The organism is Stieleria sedimenti, assembly GCF_025060895.1.
Lineage (GTDB): Bacteria > Planctomycetota > Planctomycetia > Pirellulales > Pirellulaceae > Stieleria > Stieleria sedimenti.
Genome location: NZ_JANZKV010000255.1, coordinates 26,770 through 40,829, shown reverse-complemented (window position 1 = coordinate 40,829; position 14,060 = coordinate 26,770). Strand labels below are relative to the sequence as shown.

At 58.2% G+C, this 14,060-nt stretch carries 9 protein-coding genes; 7 read left to right on the top strand and 2 right to left on the bottom strand.

Annotated features, from left to right (window positions below; translation table 11 throughout):
• Positions 1 to 318: 318 nt before the first annotated feature.
• Entirely contained in the window at positions 319 to 1,578 is a 1,260-nt protein-coding gene (locus tag NZK35_RS28435; RefSeq protein WP_259635913.1) for an outer membrane protein assembly factor BamB family protein, read from the bottom strand.
• Positions 1,579 to 1,885: 307 nt separating this feature from the next.
• Here NZK35_RS28435 and NZK35_RS28430 point away from each other — a divergent pair, with 307 nt between their 5' ends.
• From NZK35_RS28430 to NZK35_RS28415, 4 genes are all read left to right on the top strand, one after another.
• Positions 1,886 to 2,413, top strand: coding sequence for a hypothetical protein (locus NZK35_RS28430; protein WP_259635912.1), 528 nt, complete (start codon positions 1,886 to 1,888; stop codon positions 2,411 to 2,413).
• A gap of 247 nt (positions 2,414 to 2,660) precedes the next feature.
• Positions 2,661 to 3,323: an ATP-binding domain-containing protein gene (locus NZK35_RS28425; RefSeq protein ID WP_259635911.1), complete on the top strand. Its 663-nt coding sequence runs from the start codon at positions 2,661 to 2,663 to the stop codon at positions 3,321 to 3,323.
• Positions 3,324 to 3,837: 514 nt separating this feature from the next.
• Positions 3,838 to 4,086, top strand: coding sequence for a ribbon-helix-helix domain-containing protein (locus NZK35_RS28420; RefSeq protein ID WP_259635910.1), 249 nt, complete (start codon positions 3,838 to 3,840; stop codon positions 4,084 to 4,086).
• The gene (locus tag NZK35_RS28415; RefSeq protein ID WP_259635909.1) at positions 4,083 to 4,463 is read left to right on the top strand and encodes a type II toxin-antitoxin system RelE/ParE family toxin; all 381 of its coding nucleotides are present in this window, start codon (positions 4,083 to 4,085) and stop codon (positions 4,461 to 4,463) included. Before NZK35_RS28420 ends, NZK35_RS28415 begins: the two co-directional genes overlap by 4 nt.
• A gap of 295 nt (positions 4,464 to 4,758) precedes the next feature.
• On the opposite strand, the gene NZK35_RS28410 is transcribed toward NZK35_RS28415, so the two are convergent.
• On the bottom strand, positions 4,759 to 5,703 hold the full coding sequence (locus NZK35_RS28410; protein WP_259635908.1) for a methyltransferase family protein: 945 nt from the start codon (positions 5,701 to 5,703) through the stop codon (positions 4,759 to 4,761).
• 710 nt (positions 5,704 to 6,413) lie between these two features.
• Between NZK35_RS28410 and NZK35_RS28405 the strand changes: the two genes are divergently transcribed.
• The 3 genes from NZK35_RS28405 to NZK35_RS28395 all read left to right on the top strand — a co-directional run bounded on the left by NZK35_RS28405 (position 6,414) and on the right by NZK35_RS28395 (position 13,999).
• Positions 6,414 to 8,909, top strand: a complete 2,496-nt coding sequence (locus NZK35_RS28405) for a DUF1592 domain-containing protein (RefSeq protein ID WP_259635907.1) — start codon at positions 6,414 to 6,416, stop codon at positions 8,907 to 8,909.
• Positions 8,906 to 10,255 carry a DUF1552 domain-containing protein gene (locus tag NZK35_RS28400; RefSeq protein WP_259635906.1) on the top strand — a complete coding sequence of 450 codons (1,350 nt, stop codon included), beginning with the start codon at positions 8,906 to 8,908 and terminating at the stop codon, positions 10,253 to 10,255. The genes NZK35_RS28405 and NZK35_RS28400 overlap by 4 nt, the downstream gene beginning before the upstream one ends.
• 855 nt (positions 10,256 to 11,110) lie before the next feature.
• Complete coding sequence (locus NZK35_RS28395) at positions 11,111 to 13,999, top strand: PSD1 and planctomycete cytochrome C domain-containing protein (protein WP_259635905.1); 2,889 nt, start codon at positions 11,111 to 11,113, stop codon at positions 13,997 to 13,999.
• Positions 14,000 to 14,060 lie beyond the last annotated feature (61 nt).

The following is a 14,060-nucleotide window of genomic DNA, read 5'->3' as shown; positions in this document are numbered from 1 at the left end:
ATGCAATATCCGGGCTAAAGGCTAGACACCAACGCTTATGCTCGTACCATTCGAGCCACGCTCGCAAGTTGTCGACCCTGCTGATATTCCGGTCTTGCACTGCCTGCAACGCTGCGTCTGGACGCCGTTCTTGTGCGGCGAAGACCATCCGCTGGCGTCGGCGTCCGGGTCTCTCCATGCTCAATTCTCTTGTCAGCCATCTTCCTGCCGCCCGTTCTCCCCTCCGTCCCGTCTCATTTTTCTGCCCCTGATTTTTCTGCCATCTCAAATCGTTAGTCGTTGGGTGGCACTACCTCTCCAGGGTAAATCAGTAACGGATCAGCGGGGTTGGTTTCCGATGCAGTACAGGCGATCGCCGGTTCGAATGAAGAAGTTGCCTTGGGAAACCGCGATTGATGCCATCGACTTACCGTCGAGCGTGTTTCGGGTGATCTCCTTGTATTGCGGTCCGGGCTCGAGCACCGTGGTGATACCTTCTTCGGACGTGAGATAGATTCGGCCGTCGGCCAGCAGCGGCGACGCGGAGTAGTTGCCGTCGAGTCGTTCCTGCCAGACAACTTCGCCCGTTTTCGCTTCGATGCAGTGCAGGATATTGTCGCGAGTGATCGTGTACAGAAACGGCTCGACGTACAGCGGCGACGGTAAGGCCGGGACACCGCGTTTCTGTTCCCAAACGATGTGCGATTCGGTCACGTCCCCGCGACCGCCGGGGCGAATCGCTCGAATCGTCGGTTCCTCGAAACCGGATGACGTGAAGATCAGACCTTCGCCGAGCACGGGCGACGGTGTCACGCCCTCACCCTGGCTGTAGACCGACCAGAGACGCTCGCCCGTTGCGACGTCGTGCGCTTGGACGCGGTCGCCACCGGCGCTGACCACGGTCTGGCCGTTGTCGATCGCGATCGCGGTCACGTGTCCAACCCGAGACAGCCCGCGTTTGCCCCGCCACTTTGTGTTGCCGGTCTCCCTGTCCACGGCCAGCACGACGGCCTGGTCCCACGGTTCCTTCCAACCGACGCGCTGCTCCTCTCGACTGCTGCCGTCAAAGGGCATGACGATCAGCCCGCCGACAAGAATCGGCGACGCACCGAGCCCGTGCAAGCTGTGGAAGTCGACGTCTTCGTTCTTCCAGACCAATTTGCCGTCGAAGTCGACGGCAACGATCGTTCCGTCGTAAAACGCGGCGTACACGCGTGCACCGTCGGACACCGGCGTCGGCGTGGCATAGGAGTTCTGGGCTCGCTTGGGCCCAGGAACTTGTCGGTGGACTTCCGTGTTCCAAAGTAGGTCGCCACTGGTGCGGTCGATCCCGATCACTCGACACGAAGCACCATTTTCCGTTGCGGTCGTCACAAAGACGTGGTCGCCAGACACAATCGGAGACGACCAGCCTTGGCCCGGTATCGCGGTTTTCCAGGCGACATTGCTCGCTTCGGACCACTTAAGCGGCAGGCCTCTTTCAGGCGATTTCCCCTGCCCGTTTGGCCCCCGGAAGCGAGTCCAATCGTCACCGCGTAGGGAGGTGGAAGTCGGTAACAAGCCCGCGACGACAAGCAACGCACTCAATAGAAAACGCATACGACAGTCTCACTTAGCGTTCGGAAGGAATCGCCCCATGATACCGCAAATCCGCATCGGCGACGCGAATGGGAAGCGACTGCGACGTCGCAAACTTCGTTGTGGGAACGGGTGAATGGTGCCGTCCGTCAAACGCAACCGATGCTACTCAGCTACGGATTTGCCAGCAGGAGAGTACGCCTGTGTTGCCATGCCGGATTGGTGAGTGGCACCAAATCACATTCGCGGATTGCGTCGTGGGTGTGATTTGACAACCCGGCGGGGTGGCATAGTGTTTGAGGTCCACTCTCCTTGATCGAGTCCCCCAATGAAATACTGCTTGCCACTGATCCTGTTTTCCGTCTGTCTTGCGGTGCCCGCGTCGGGGCAATCGGCAATTCAGAGTCTTATCGCGTCGGACCAGGAAGCGACAAAGGCACCGCCACCGGTACCCGCCGACGTTCTCGCAGCGATTCAAAAACAGGCCAAGGCGGATCATCCCGACGATTTTTCAACTCAACTGTACGTCATCAAGAATCAATCAAGGGCGTGGCAATCGCTCTACCAACACAAGCGACCCGCTGACGTGCCGCAGAAGGTCTATGACGGAATCCGACGAGATGCCAAAGACGACTTCGGCGACGATTACTCCACTCAGCTTTATGTCATTGGCAATCAGATCAAAGCGTACAGGGAACTCGATTCATTTGATTGGCCCAAGGACGTCCCCAACTCGGCGCTGCGGGTGATCGCCGGCAAGGCCTATCGGGACTACCGCACGGACTACAGCACACAGTTGTACGTCATTAAGAATGAAATCAAGTCGTACCGCCGCCTTCACTCTGGCGAACCCTGATCGAAACCTCTCACCATTTCTGTTTTTGGTGACGCTAGATTTCAAACGTCTGACCGGCCGTGATCGCAAAAACTTCCTAATCGTCGAAAGCCCTTCGTTGCGGAACCAGCTGCGGTATGCTGCACCGTATTGGGATCGAGTCTATTGATTACGCCTGCCCCTTTGTTGAGGTCCGTAACGGCTGTTATGATCGATCAACGATGTATTCCAGACTCCATCAAATGCGCGGTCAAAGGTAATCCGGATCATGGATGACGAGATCGCCGAACTTGCCGTGAACGTACTGAGCCGGCTCTCGGAATCACGCAAGCGACAGGATCAGCGCGAATTGCTTCAACTTGGATTGCTGGTGAAGACAGATCGAAACGGCGAAGACTGGTTGCGAGTGCGGTACAACCAAATCGATGGACCGAAACCGATCTACCATCGTTTTGACAACCGAAGGCAAGAAATGGCTTCGATTGCCGGTCACCTGAAACACTTGATCCAGATCGATGGGATTTGGCCAACCGATATCTGCATCATCTACAACGGTCGGGTTCAGGATGTTTTGCAGTCGGATCTTGCACCGGCACTTGCCACCATCGGTGTCGAACTCCCATTTCAGAAGAATCGTTCGTTCGAGAGACAGCCGAACACACTTGTTGCCACCACTCCGCATTCGTTCAAAGGTTACGAATCAGAAGTCGTTGTGATCCCGTGCGTGGACCACTATGTCGCCCCGGAAGGCAAGGTCCTGGAGAACGGCTTGTACGTGGCAATGACTCGAGCCCGTTCCCTGCTGGCAATCTATGGATTGCGGCATGGATCAAAAGCCAGTCGAAAGATTGACGCAACGCTTGGAGCGTGCATTGCGATTCAAAACAACCATCCGATCGTTCAGGAGATGGGTGAATCCGCAGAATCGTAGACAGCCAAGCAGTCCGACGCGAGTTCACTCGGCCCAGCGTGTAGGCCGATCGCCCACTGCCAGACATGAATCCGAATTCTGGTGTCGTCGTTTTACGCCCAGCCCCGTTGACTCTTCCCTCGAAGAGGCCTGACCCTTTTCCCTTTTGCGCTCTTTGTGCTCTTTCGCGGCCAAACGCTCTACGTCCTCGTCATTTCCCACGAACAGTCAGACGGTATCTGGGCAATGAGAGATTGCCACAATAGAGCACAAAGAACGCAAAAGATCCGGGCGGATAGCTGACAGTGTGACCCACGACGATCGTCGCCGGACGCATTCACGCGGGCAATGACCGCAGTCGGCATTCGGTCGCCATAACTACGGCACCAAGTATGCCATGTGTACGAGCCCGCACGGTCGCGGCGACAAATTTGCGACGCCGGGACAATGGTGCTGCTGGACGCTTGTGTCGAATATTGACAAATAACGTCACGAGTGGCAATCTTGTTTGACTCCTTCACGAGGAACCGTTCTGGTGGCGAATTCACTCAATTTATCCCTGACCGACGAGCTGCGGGCTTTCATCAACGAGAACTGCGGCGATGGCACCCTCTACGCGACTCCCAGCGAGTTTGTGCGGGATGTCCTGCGTCAGATGAAGCTCAAACAGGAAGCGGCGGCAGCTCGTGACAACATCCTTGCTGGATACCGCGACGCCATCGAAGGTCGCACCGTGGAGTTTACCGGTGATCTTCGAACGGCCATGAAGAAAGCCAAGTCGTGAGTTCCAAGAAGCCCCGGAAACTCGCCCTCACCCAGGCTGCCCTGGCTTCGATCAACGAAATTGAACAGTACTCCATTGAGAATTGGGGCAAGAAGGCTGCAGCGCGCGACATCGATGATCTCGAAGCGGGGCTCATCAGAATCCAAGAGCAACCCGACCTACTTCTCCCGCGACCGGAGTTTTCTTCCGAACTCTGCTTCTACCGAGTCAACAAGCACCTGTTTGTTTGCGATCTACAAAAGGCATCCATCATCGTCTTGGCCGTGATTCACGCCTCGCAAGACATACCCGAGCGATTGGCGGAGCTTGAGCCCACGCTTGCAAAGGAAATCGAGCTTCTCCACAAAAAGCTCCAGGCGGCTGAGCGGAAACGATAGGTCCGGCCGACAGAGGATGCGCCCATAGGCTTGCGTTTGCCTCTTGGTACCTGCAAGGGGCGCTGGTCTCGGGGGCAGGCTTGGGGTTCAGTTTTCAGGTTAACGACGGCGACGCCGTACTCCGCCGCGGGCCCTCCCCATCGGCATTGTGGCGTTGCGTCGGCTGTTGAGTCCGGTGGGATGCCGTCGGTCGTTTAGAAGGTAGGAGACTTGGGGTAAGGAAAATGGAGGCTGGAGAGAACCCAAGCAAGCGAAACAGCGATCGCGGCTGGGATTCTTCCTACCCGACATTTTCCTATCTCTGTCTCGGAACGCCCAGCGTCGATTCGCTGTTGATGGCGAACGTCGGCAGCCACAGGCGAACACGATGTTGATACACTCGATAGTTGTCGCCGAATCGTTTTTGCAGATCGGCTTCTTCGATCGGCCGGACAAGCAGGTGCCAAACGACGGCGCCGGCAAGTGAGTAACCGACAACGCTAGGGCTACCGAGCAACCAACCGACCGCGCCGCCCTGCAGGACTCCTGCCAGCGCCATCGGATTTCGAACGTAGCGGTAGGGCCCGGAAAGCACCAGTTTGGGAGCGGTCGCGGTCGGAAGCGGCGTTCCATCGCCGATCGTCGCCATGGTGATCCCGCTCCACAGCCCCAACATAGACGCTCCCGTGCCGAGCACCAGCGACATCACCGTCTGGCCGCTGTGGGAAAACCGGGGCCACTGCAAACGGTCCTCCAATTCGACAATGGCCACTGGAATGATCCACAGAAAAACGCCCCAAAAGAGGATCACTTGCGCGATCGTCCAACCGAGTGCCGCTGTCCTGGTCAGGGAGATGACGCGGATGGTCGACGGCGATTGCTGGGCTGTTCCGTAGATCGTGGCCATCGCCAGGGTCAATCCGGCCATGGCAACCATCATCGCCGACGCGATCCACGCCTGACCGGTGATCACACTGACGCCGATGCAATACAGCGTCGGATACCAAACCGCCGCGGCTAAACTCCAAACCGCGACCGGTGCCCACGGGAGTGCTCGCAAGACCCCGACGCCGGTGACGACCGATCCACCGACCAGCAGGAGAAAATCGCCGAGCCAGAAGCCGAGTAATGCCTCGGCTGGCCAAGCGGCAGGTTGGAACCATTTGGTGGATTCCGGATCATAGAACAGCCATGCCCACCACGCAGCCGTCCCGATTGCCTGGAGGAGTAGATAGCTCGCTACGATTCGTCGTGGTGTCATCTTATTGGTCCCATCGATACGTAGGGGAGAAACCGCATTTGAGCACAATTCATCACGCAAACCGGTGATTGATTTCGTCGGAACGCCGGTTGTCGCTCGGAATATGAGGGACACGGCACTTCAACCGTTTGCTGGCAAGACGTCGAACTGTCCCATGAAACAGTTGCGACTGATGAAAAGCCCACGGATAGCAGAGCGAACCCACGGATCACAGACATCAAAACATCCGTGGGTTCGCGCTGCCATCCGTGGTCCAGTTTCTACAAGGGCGGAGTTTTCGACGGGGTCGAGGGGAGGATTGGGGGCGTGGTCCGGAGGTGNNCAGAGGGAGAGAATCGAAATGGATGAATGGTGCTACCCACCAACTGCAACCGACCCTAGCCATCGACGGGTTGGCTAGCCGGAGAGTACGCCTGCGTTGCCATCCTGGTTTAGAAGGTGCACCAAAATTGTCTCCGACGCTTCGATCTCGCTCGTTGCTAAGTCAGACGCGGTGCTGTCCGCTGCCAGAAAGTTGACGAAAGCTGCAAACCGCGAAAACGGGGGCAGGAGTCAATAGCCGCATGCGGCCCTATGGGTGCTTCGCACGATTGACTCCTGACCCCGTTTCGCTCCATCGAACTGCATCGCAATCTCGTTTTCATTGCGAAGGGGCCGCAGATTGCGATAGAATGACGATCCCTCCTTTCTCTCCCCACTAGCGACCGATCATGGATTTTGCGCGACGCATCCCCATCTTTGTCACCCTCGTCGCATGCCTGTGCGGCGTCGGCTTGGCGGTTCCGGCCCCCGAGGACTCGGACCACTCCGGTGCGACATCCGAACCGCTAGACGTGGCGGCCGTTTACAAAGAAAAGTGCCTACGGTGCCACGGGACACATGGTCAAGGAACCAGCGAAGGCTATTCCAAACCGCTGCGAACCGATCAGACGCTTCAGGAAATCGCGAAGGTCATCGAGGAAACGATGCCGGAAGACGATCCGGAATCTTGCGTCGGTGAAGAGGCCACGCTTCTGGCTCGCTATATCCGTGACGAACTGAACTCCGGCAGCTCACTCGACTCGGCGCCAAAGCTGACCCGCCTGACGGTGGCACAGTATCGAAATTCGATCGCCGACCTGCTGGCCCATTTTACGCCGCGTCCGGAATCGGAAAACAATGTGGGGCGAGGTCGTTCGCGGGACGGTTCGGTCCCCGGACTCCGAGGTGAATATTACCAATCAGAGGGGATGAACAAGGCTCAGCGTTTGGGGCACTATCGCAGCGAAACTCGCCTGGAGTTTGACTTCGGAAATGAGGCCCCGGTCCCGAGCCTGTCCGCCGACCAGTTTGCGATCATTTGGCAAGGTAGTTTGATTGCCGAGCACACCGGCGAATATCGTTTTCGTCTGACCACTGAGAATGGAGCCCGATTGTACCTGAACTTCGATCCACGTCCGAACACCGGATCGCTACGGGATGATCGTTCATCGGGCGACAACGAAGCTTTCATCGATGATTGGGTCGGGTCTGGAAAGCGACGCGAGAAAACCGCCCGCATGTTTTTGCTCGGCGGCCGAAGCTACCCGATCCGCCTGGAATTTTTCAAATATCTCGAAGACAGCGCGTCGGTCAAACTGGAGTGGAAACCTCCCCGCGGGACATGGTCGGTGTTGGATTACAACCACACGTCGACTGCCGAATCGCCACGGACATTTGTGTGTGACGTGCCGTTCCCGGCGGACGATCGAAGTCTGGGCTTTGAACGCGGCAGTTCGGTCTCGCCGCAATGGCAATCCGCCGTGATGCAAGGGGCGGTCCAAACGGCAAGCGAAGTGGTGTCGCGATTGCCCCTGCTGGCATCATTGGAATCGAACGATCAACACGCTCGGGAGCAACGCAGCGAAGCGATCATCCACTTCCTCCATGAATTTGCCGAAGTCGCTTATCGTCGACCGCTCCGTGACGACGAGCAGAATCAACTCGCCTCTCTGGTCAAATCCGAAGGTGACGATGTCGAATCTGGTGTGCGCAAGGCCGTTGTTCTCGTGCTCATGTCACCGCACTTCCTCTACCCCCACTTGATCGATTCAATCGATCAAGCGATGACGGAAGAAGAACGTACGCGACAAGAACCATGGGGCATCGCGTCAAAACTCTCGTTCGCTTTGTGGGACAGTCTGCCCGATCGGGATCTCCTCGCGGCCGCAAAGTCGGGCCGTCTCGACTCCGCGGACGCGGTGCAGTCCTATGCCAGTCGGATGCTTCGCGATCGGCGCGCGAAAGCCAAGCTGCGACGTTTTTTTGAAAGTTGGCTGGAAATCGAAGGCCGAGATCTTTCCAAAGACAAGTCGATGTACCCTGAATTTGACGATGCCGTGATCGCCGACCTGCGCCGTTCACTGGAGTTGTTCATCGACAGTGTGGTCTGGAGTCGTGACTCCGATTATCGCCAGTTGTTGCTCGCCCCGCACTTGATGTTGAACGACCGATTGGCGGCGATTTATGTTCCGAGTCAGGAGGTGGAGGGGCGTCCATTGGATGGAGAGGAGATCAAACGGTTGGCCCGGCGTCGCGAGTTCGCGTCTGCGTTTCAGCCGGTTGAGTTTGACAAAGACAAACGCTCCGGGATCCTCACGCATCCCTACTTGCTGAGCGCCTTTGCCTACCACAACAACACGTCGCCGATCCACCGCGGCGTTTTCTTGACCCGCAATATTGTGGGGCGAGCGTTGAACCCGCCGCCCAACGCGATCGCCTTCGATGATGACGAATTTCCGGATGATTTAACGATGCGTGAGAAGGTCACGTTACTGACGCGGGACAGTGCCTGCATGGCCTGTCACCGCGTGATCAATCCGCTCGGTTTCACCCTTGAAAATTTCGACGCGGTCGGTCGGTGGCGAGAGTCGGATCGTGCAAAACCGATCGACAGTGGAAGTGACTACACGACCACCGATGGAAAAATTTTGCGTTTGACCAGCGCCCGAGATGTCGCGGAATTCGCGGTCAAAAACCCAGCTGCACACCTCGCTTTTATCACGCACTTGTACGAGCACCTACTGCAGCAAAGCGCCCACGTAGCCGGCCCGGAACGACTGAACCAGCTGCGTGATGCCTTCGCCAAAGATAATTTCAATATTCAGAAACTCTGCGCCCGCTTGGCCGTCCTGGCGGTTGACGGTTCACCGTCCTCCGATGCCCTTTTAACCGAGAATGCTCGATGAATCGATCCCTTGAAACCCGACGTCGGTTTTTACGTGACCTGGGAATTGGAACTGCGGCGCTGCCGTTTGTCGCCGGTCTCCCAAGCTTGCGCGCTGCGGATTCGAACTCAAAATCCGAGACGCCTCCGAAACGGCTGGTGATCATGTTTTCGCCCAACGGGACGCTCCCCGACGAATTCTGGCCGGACCGCTTTGATCCCAGTGGCGACTTGCAACTTAAAGCGATGCTGGCGGCACTCGAACCCTTCCGCGATCAGACACTTTTGCTCAAGGGCGTGAACAACCAGGTGGGTGGCGACGGCGACAATCATATGCGTGGAATGTCGTGTCTGTTGACAGCCCGACAGCTGAACCCGGGGAATATTCAAGGCGGTGGTCACACGCCGGCCGGATGGGCCAGCGGGATTTCGATCGATCAAGAGGTTCGAAATCATTTTCAATCGAACGATCAAACGCGAACTCGGTTCGGGTCGTTAGAGTTTGGCGTCGCCGTACCCGACCGCGCCGACCCTTGGACGCGGATGTGCTATGCGGGAAGCGATCGGCCGGTGGCGCCGATCGATGATCCGGAGCAAATGTTTCAGAAACTGTACGGTGGAGCGCAAGATCGACAGATCGTCTCAAGTGTCCTCGACCGCGTCAGTGAAGACTTGGGCAAGCTGTCCCAGAAGCTGAGTGCGGGCGATCGTCAGATGTTGGAGCAACACTTGCAGAATGTCCGACAACTGGAAACTCAGATTGCGGCTGCCGCGTCGGAAGCCGAACTGGTCCATCCCGAACCCGAAATCGATCCAAACATCGAGTTGGTCAATGACAATACGCCCGACATCAGCCGCATGCAAATCGATCTTCTGGTGAACAGTTTGGCGAACGATCTGACGCGAGTCGCGACGTTGCAGTTCATGCGGTCGGTCGGCCAGGCTCGGATGCGTTGGCTGGACATCGAAGAAGGCCATCACTCGCTGTCGCATGAACCCGACGGTGATGATCAGGCACACGAGAAGCTCCGCCGGATCAACGCTTGGTTTGCCGGCGAGCTGGCGTATCTGGCGAAGCGACTTTCGGAGATTCCCGAGCCGGGACGCGATGGCGAGTCATTGTTAGACAACACGCAAATCGTTTGGTTGAACGAACTCGGGAAAGGCAACTCGCACACCTTGAACGACATCCCGTTCCTGCTGATCGGCGGCGGATCCGGTTTCAAGACGGGCCGTGCGATTGACTTTGGCGGCGTCCCCCACAACCGGTTGTGGATGTCGATCGCGCAGGGTCTGGGGCACCAAAATCTCACCTCATTCGGCTCACCCGACTTTTGCGCCGGCGGCCCCCTGGATCTCACCAGCTAGCGCGGCGATTTTTGGTCGCATTAGGGCGCCAGCCCGCCGGTCTTTCAAGGTGTTACTAACTTAAAACCGAGGTCCCCGTGGGCCGTTGATGGAGTGAGCCGAATGCGCTAGCGCGGCCTGTCGATTGAGTTGTGATCTGCTGACTCAATGGTGAGCCGCTGGCCGTAAGGCCTCGGGCAACGTCGAAATGCCCGGCCGCTTACGCGTCGCGGCTCACTCATACGATTCAGGTGAATGGTGCCACCCACCAACTGCGACCGATGTTACCCAGCTACGGGTTTGCTAGCCGGAATGTACGCCTGCCTTGCTTTGCTGGTTTGGTGGGTGGCACTAAATCGCTTATTAACGCTTTGACCCACTTGCAGCGGAGCAGAGGGCAACTGGGTTCGGCCCGACCACGAAATGGGGAGCGCGGCGACAGGAAAATGGGAGACAAGAAAATTGGGCATGGAATAATCTGGACGTCTGGAAGCTGAGCCGTGTCCCCGTGCGAGTCAGTAACCGCACTGAAATTGCTTCGGGCGTTCCAGCGTCCGAGCCTGGCATATTTCTGCCCACCATTTTTCTGCCATCCCAGTCGGTCGCACTCATCCGGGGCCACCGACCTGCACCGCGACGCGCGCAGACGCACGGAAACGGTGTTAAACTAAGGACCATCCCACCTTGGAAGACCGCTGAGCCTGTCGTCTTGATTCGGCCGCGGGCCTGATTGACGTTTCCACGAGGAATCGTAGAGAGGGCGTGCGGCGTGCTTGCCGACAGATGCTTTCCCTCCCACCCTAATTCCTCGTTCGGCGAAGACAACTCAGGGCTCGCCCTTGCCGTTTCTCGCCTTGAAAGTAGATGAGGCAATCGATGACAACTTGCCACGCTCCGATCGGCCGCACGGTGATCTTGGTTGCGATTGCGTTGTGCTTGGCACTCGGACTGTCCGGATCGGCGGCCGTGGCGGACGAGATCAGCTTCAGCGGTGACGTGCGACCGATTCTGGCGGAGTACTGTGTCCAGTGCCATGGTCCGGACGAACAGCACCGCCAAGCCGATTTGCGTTTGGACATTGAAGACGACAGCACGACGGCGGCGATCGTGCCGGGTGACCCCGATGCCAGCGAAATGATCTTGCGGTTGACGAGCGCAGATCCGGACATGCAGATGCCGCCCCCGGAAATGCAAAAACGACCGACGGCAAGAGAGATCGAGATCCTGCGGCGTTGGATCGATCAGGGCGCAACGTTTGAGGGGCATTGGTCCTATCAACCGATTCGCAACCCCGAAGTCCCCGAGCCCAAGGGCGCCGCATCTACCGAGATCGATCGCTTTATCGTCGCGGCTCTGGAGAAGAACGGCCTGACGCTTGCCCCGCGGTTGGACCGCCGGCGGCTGATTCGGCGCGCCACGTTTGACTTGATCGGCCTGCCTCCCTCGCCCGCAGAGGTCGACGCGTTCGTCAGCGACGCCGCCCCCGACGATCAGGCTTTCGGCAAAGTCATCGACCGATTGCTCCAGTCGCCTCGTTATGGCGAACGTTGGGGCCGTCATTGGTTGGACATCGCTCGCTATGCCGACACGCACGGCGGTTCGGCGATCGGTTTCACGCGGTTTCCGTTCTCGTACACCTATCGCGATTATGTGATCGGCGCGTTCAACGAAGACTTGCCCTACGACGAATTCATCCTGCAACAACTGGCCGCCGATCAACTGGACCTGCCTGCCAACGATCCCGCTCTGGCGGCGTTGGGTTTTTTGACGGTGGGCATGCAGTTTCGTAGCGTGCATGATTTGATCGACGACCAGATCGACGTGGTCACGCGGGGACTGATGGGTGTGACCGTCGCCTGCGCCCGCTGCCACGACCACAAGTTCGACGAAATCCCCACCACCGATTACTACGCCCTGTACGCGACCCTGGCCGGCAGCGAGTCGCCGGACGAACTGCCGGTGCTGGGCGAACCACCGCTGACCGACCCGCTGCGCGACTACCAACGCCAACTTGAGAAACGACAGACGATCTATCGCGATATGGCTCGCGATCAGATGGAAGTGATGCGAAACCGCTTGCGCAGCCAAGTCGGTTTGTATTTGACGGAGTTGGCCAAGGGCGTCCCCGAGCAGGATCTCTCGGCGGCGTTCCTGTCGTACCGCACCGACGATGTGCGTCCCGATGTTCTCAATCGTTGGCGGATCTATTTGCGAACGCTCAGCGAACACGATCCGGTGTTCTTTGCGTGGGTCCGGCTGCAGGACACTCCTGCGGACCAGTTCCAAGCGGCGTGCGAACGCTTGGTACAGACGTTGAAAGCGGAGAATGGCGATCCGGCGAAGTTTAAAGATCTGCACAACATGAGCGTGGAGGCTCCAAAATGGAATCCGCGAGTTCTCGACGCGCTGGAAGAATCCAGACCGGCATCGCTGATCGAATTGGCCGAGGTCTACGGCAAGCTGTTTGCGGAGGTGCATCTCGGCTGGTTGACGGCGTTGCACCAGGCGTCCTTGGAAGCGACGCCGACTGGCGATCTGATCACGGACGAAGATCCTCGACACGCTGAAATCAATAGCTCGATCAATCAACAGCTGCGGCGACACCTGTACGAGACCGGCACCCCGACGGACGTGCCGGACAAGGTCGCCGCCAGACTGCTCAACCGCACGGTGTCGGATAAACTGTCCGGCAAGCGTGGCACGATCCACAACTTGCACCTGAACGCGCCCGGTTCACCGCCTCGCGGGATGGTGCTGGCCGAATCTGAAACGCCGCTCGAAACCCGCGTGTTCCTGCGTGGCAATCCGACCAACCGTGGCGAGCGAGTCGAAGCGAGATTCCTGACCGCGGTTGCTCCACACAACCCGCTGCCTTTCACCGATGGACAGCGCCGTCGTGGTCTGGCCGAAGCCATCGTCGATCCGCAAAACCCGCTGACCCGACGTGTCATCGTGAACTGGATTTGGCGGCACCATTTCGGCGTGGGTCTCGTCCGTACACCCGATGATCTGGGGACACGCGGAACACCGCCCACGCATCCGCAGCTACTCGATCACTTGGCCACGGCGTTTGCCGAGGACGGTTGGTCGATCAAGAAAATGCACCGCCGAATCATGCTGTCGGACGTTTATCAACAGGCTTCGTTGGAGAATACAGACGCCCGTCAGCGCGATGCGGAGAACCGCTTGCTGTGGCGGATGCCGCGCAAACGCTTGGAGATGGAATCGATGCGAGACGCGTTGTTGGCTGTTTCGGGCGAACTGGACACGACGACCATGGGCGGTCGACCGTTCGATCTGGAAACCGATCCGGTGGTCCCCCGTCGCAGCGTGTACGCGTTCATCAATCGCGACATCATTTCGAGTTTATCCAGCACGTTTGATGGTGCGGACCCGACATCGTGCACGGTCAAACGCCCCGCTACGATCGTCCCCCAGCAGACGCTGTACGCTTTGAATTCCGCCTTTATCCAGGACCGGGCTGCCGCGGTGGCCGAGCTAGCTGTCGATGCGGCGGCGACGAATGAAGACCGAGTGGAATGGTTGTACCGGCGGATTTATTTGCGCCAGCCCGATCAACAGGAACGCGACTTGGCGATCACCTTTGTCACGCGTCCCCGGCGCCAAGGAGGGACGTCTGATGAAGACGCAACCAACGACACGACCAAAGTAGCAGCCGTCGCGGCAGCCGTGGCGGAAACCGACCGATGGGCTCAACTGGCGCATGCCATGCTGGCCTCCAACGAGTTCATTTTCCTCGATTGACCGGCCTACCGATTCGTTGACTCATCGGTCGCGCAACGATCCTTACACGAGCAAGATCATC

Coding starts and splice junctions, on each gene's coding strand:
- NZK35_RS28400 (WP_259635906.1), top strand. CDS start 8,906: ATGAATCGATCCCTTGAAACCCGACGTCGGTTTTTACGTGACCTGGGA.
- NZK35_RS28395 (WP_259635905.1), top strand. CDS start 11,111: ATGACAACTTGCCACGCTCCGATCGGCCGCACGGTGATCTTGGTTGCG.
- NZK35_RS28405 (WP_259635907.1), top strand. CDS start 6,414: ATGGATTTTGCGCGACGCATCCCCATCTTTGTCACCCTCGTCGCATGC.
- NZK35_RS28435 (WP_259635913.1), bottom strand. CDS start 1,578: ATGCGTTTTCTATTGAGTGCGTTGCTTGTCGTCGCGGGCTTGTTACCG.
- NZK35_RS28410 (WP_259635908.1), bottom strand. CDS start 5,703: ATGACACCACGACGAATCGTAGCGAGCTATCTACTCCTCCAGGCAATC.
- NZK35_RS28430 (WP_259635912.1), top strand. CDS start 1,886: ATGAAATACTGCTTGCCACTGATCCTGTTTTCCGTCTGTCTTGCGGTG.
- NZK35_RS28425 (WP_259635911.1), top strand. CDS start 2,661: ATGGATGACGAGATCGCCGAACTTGCCGTGAACGTACTGAGCCGGCTC.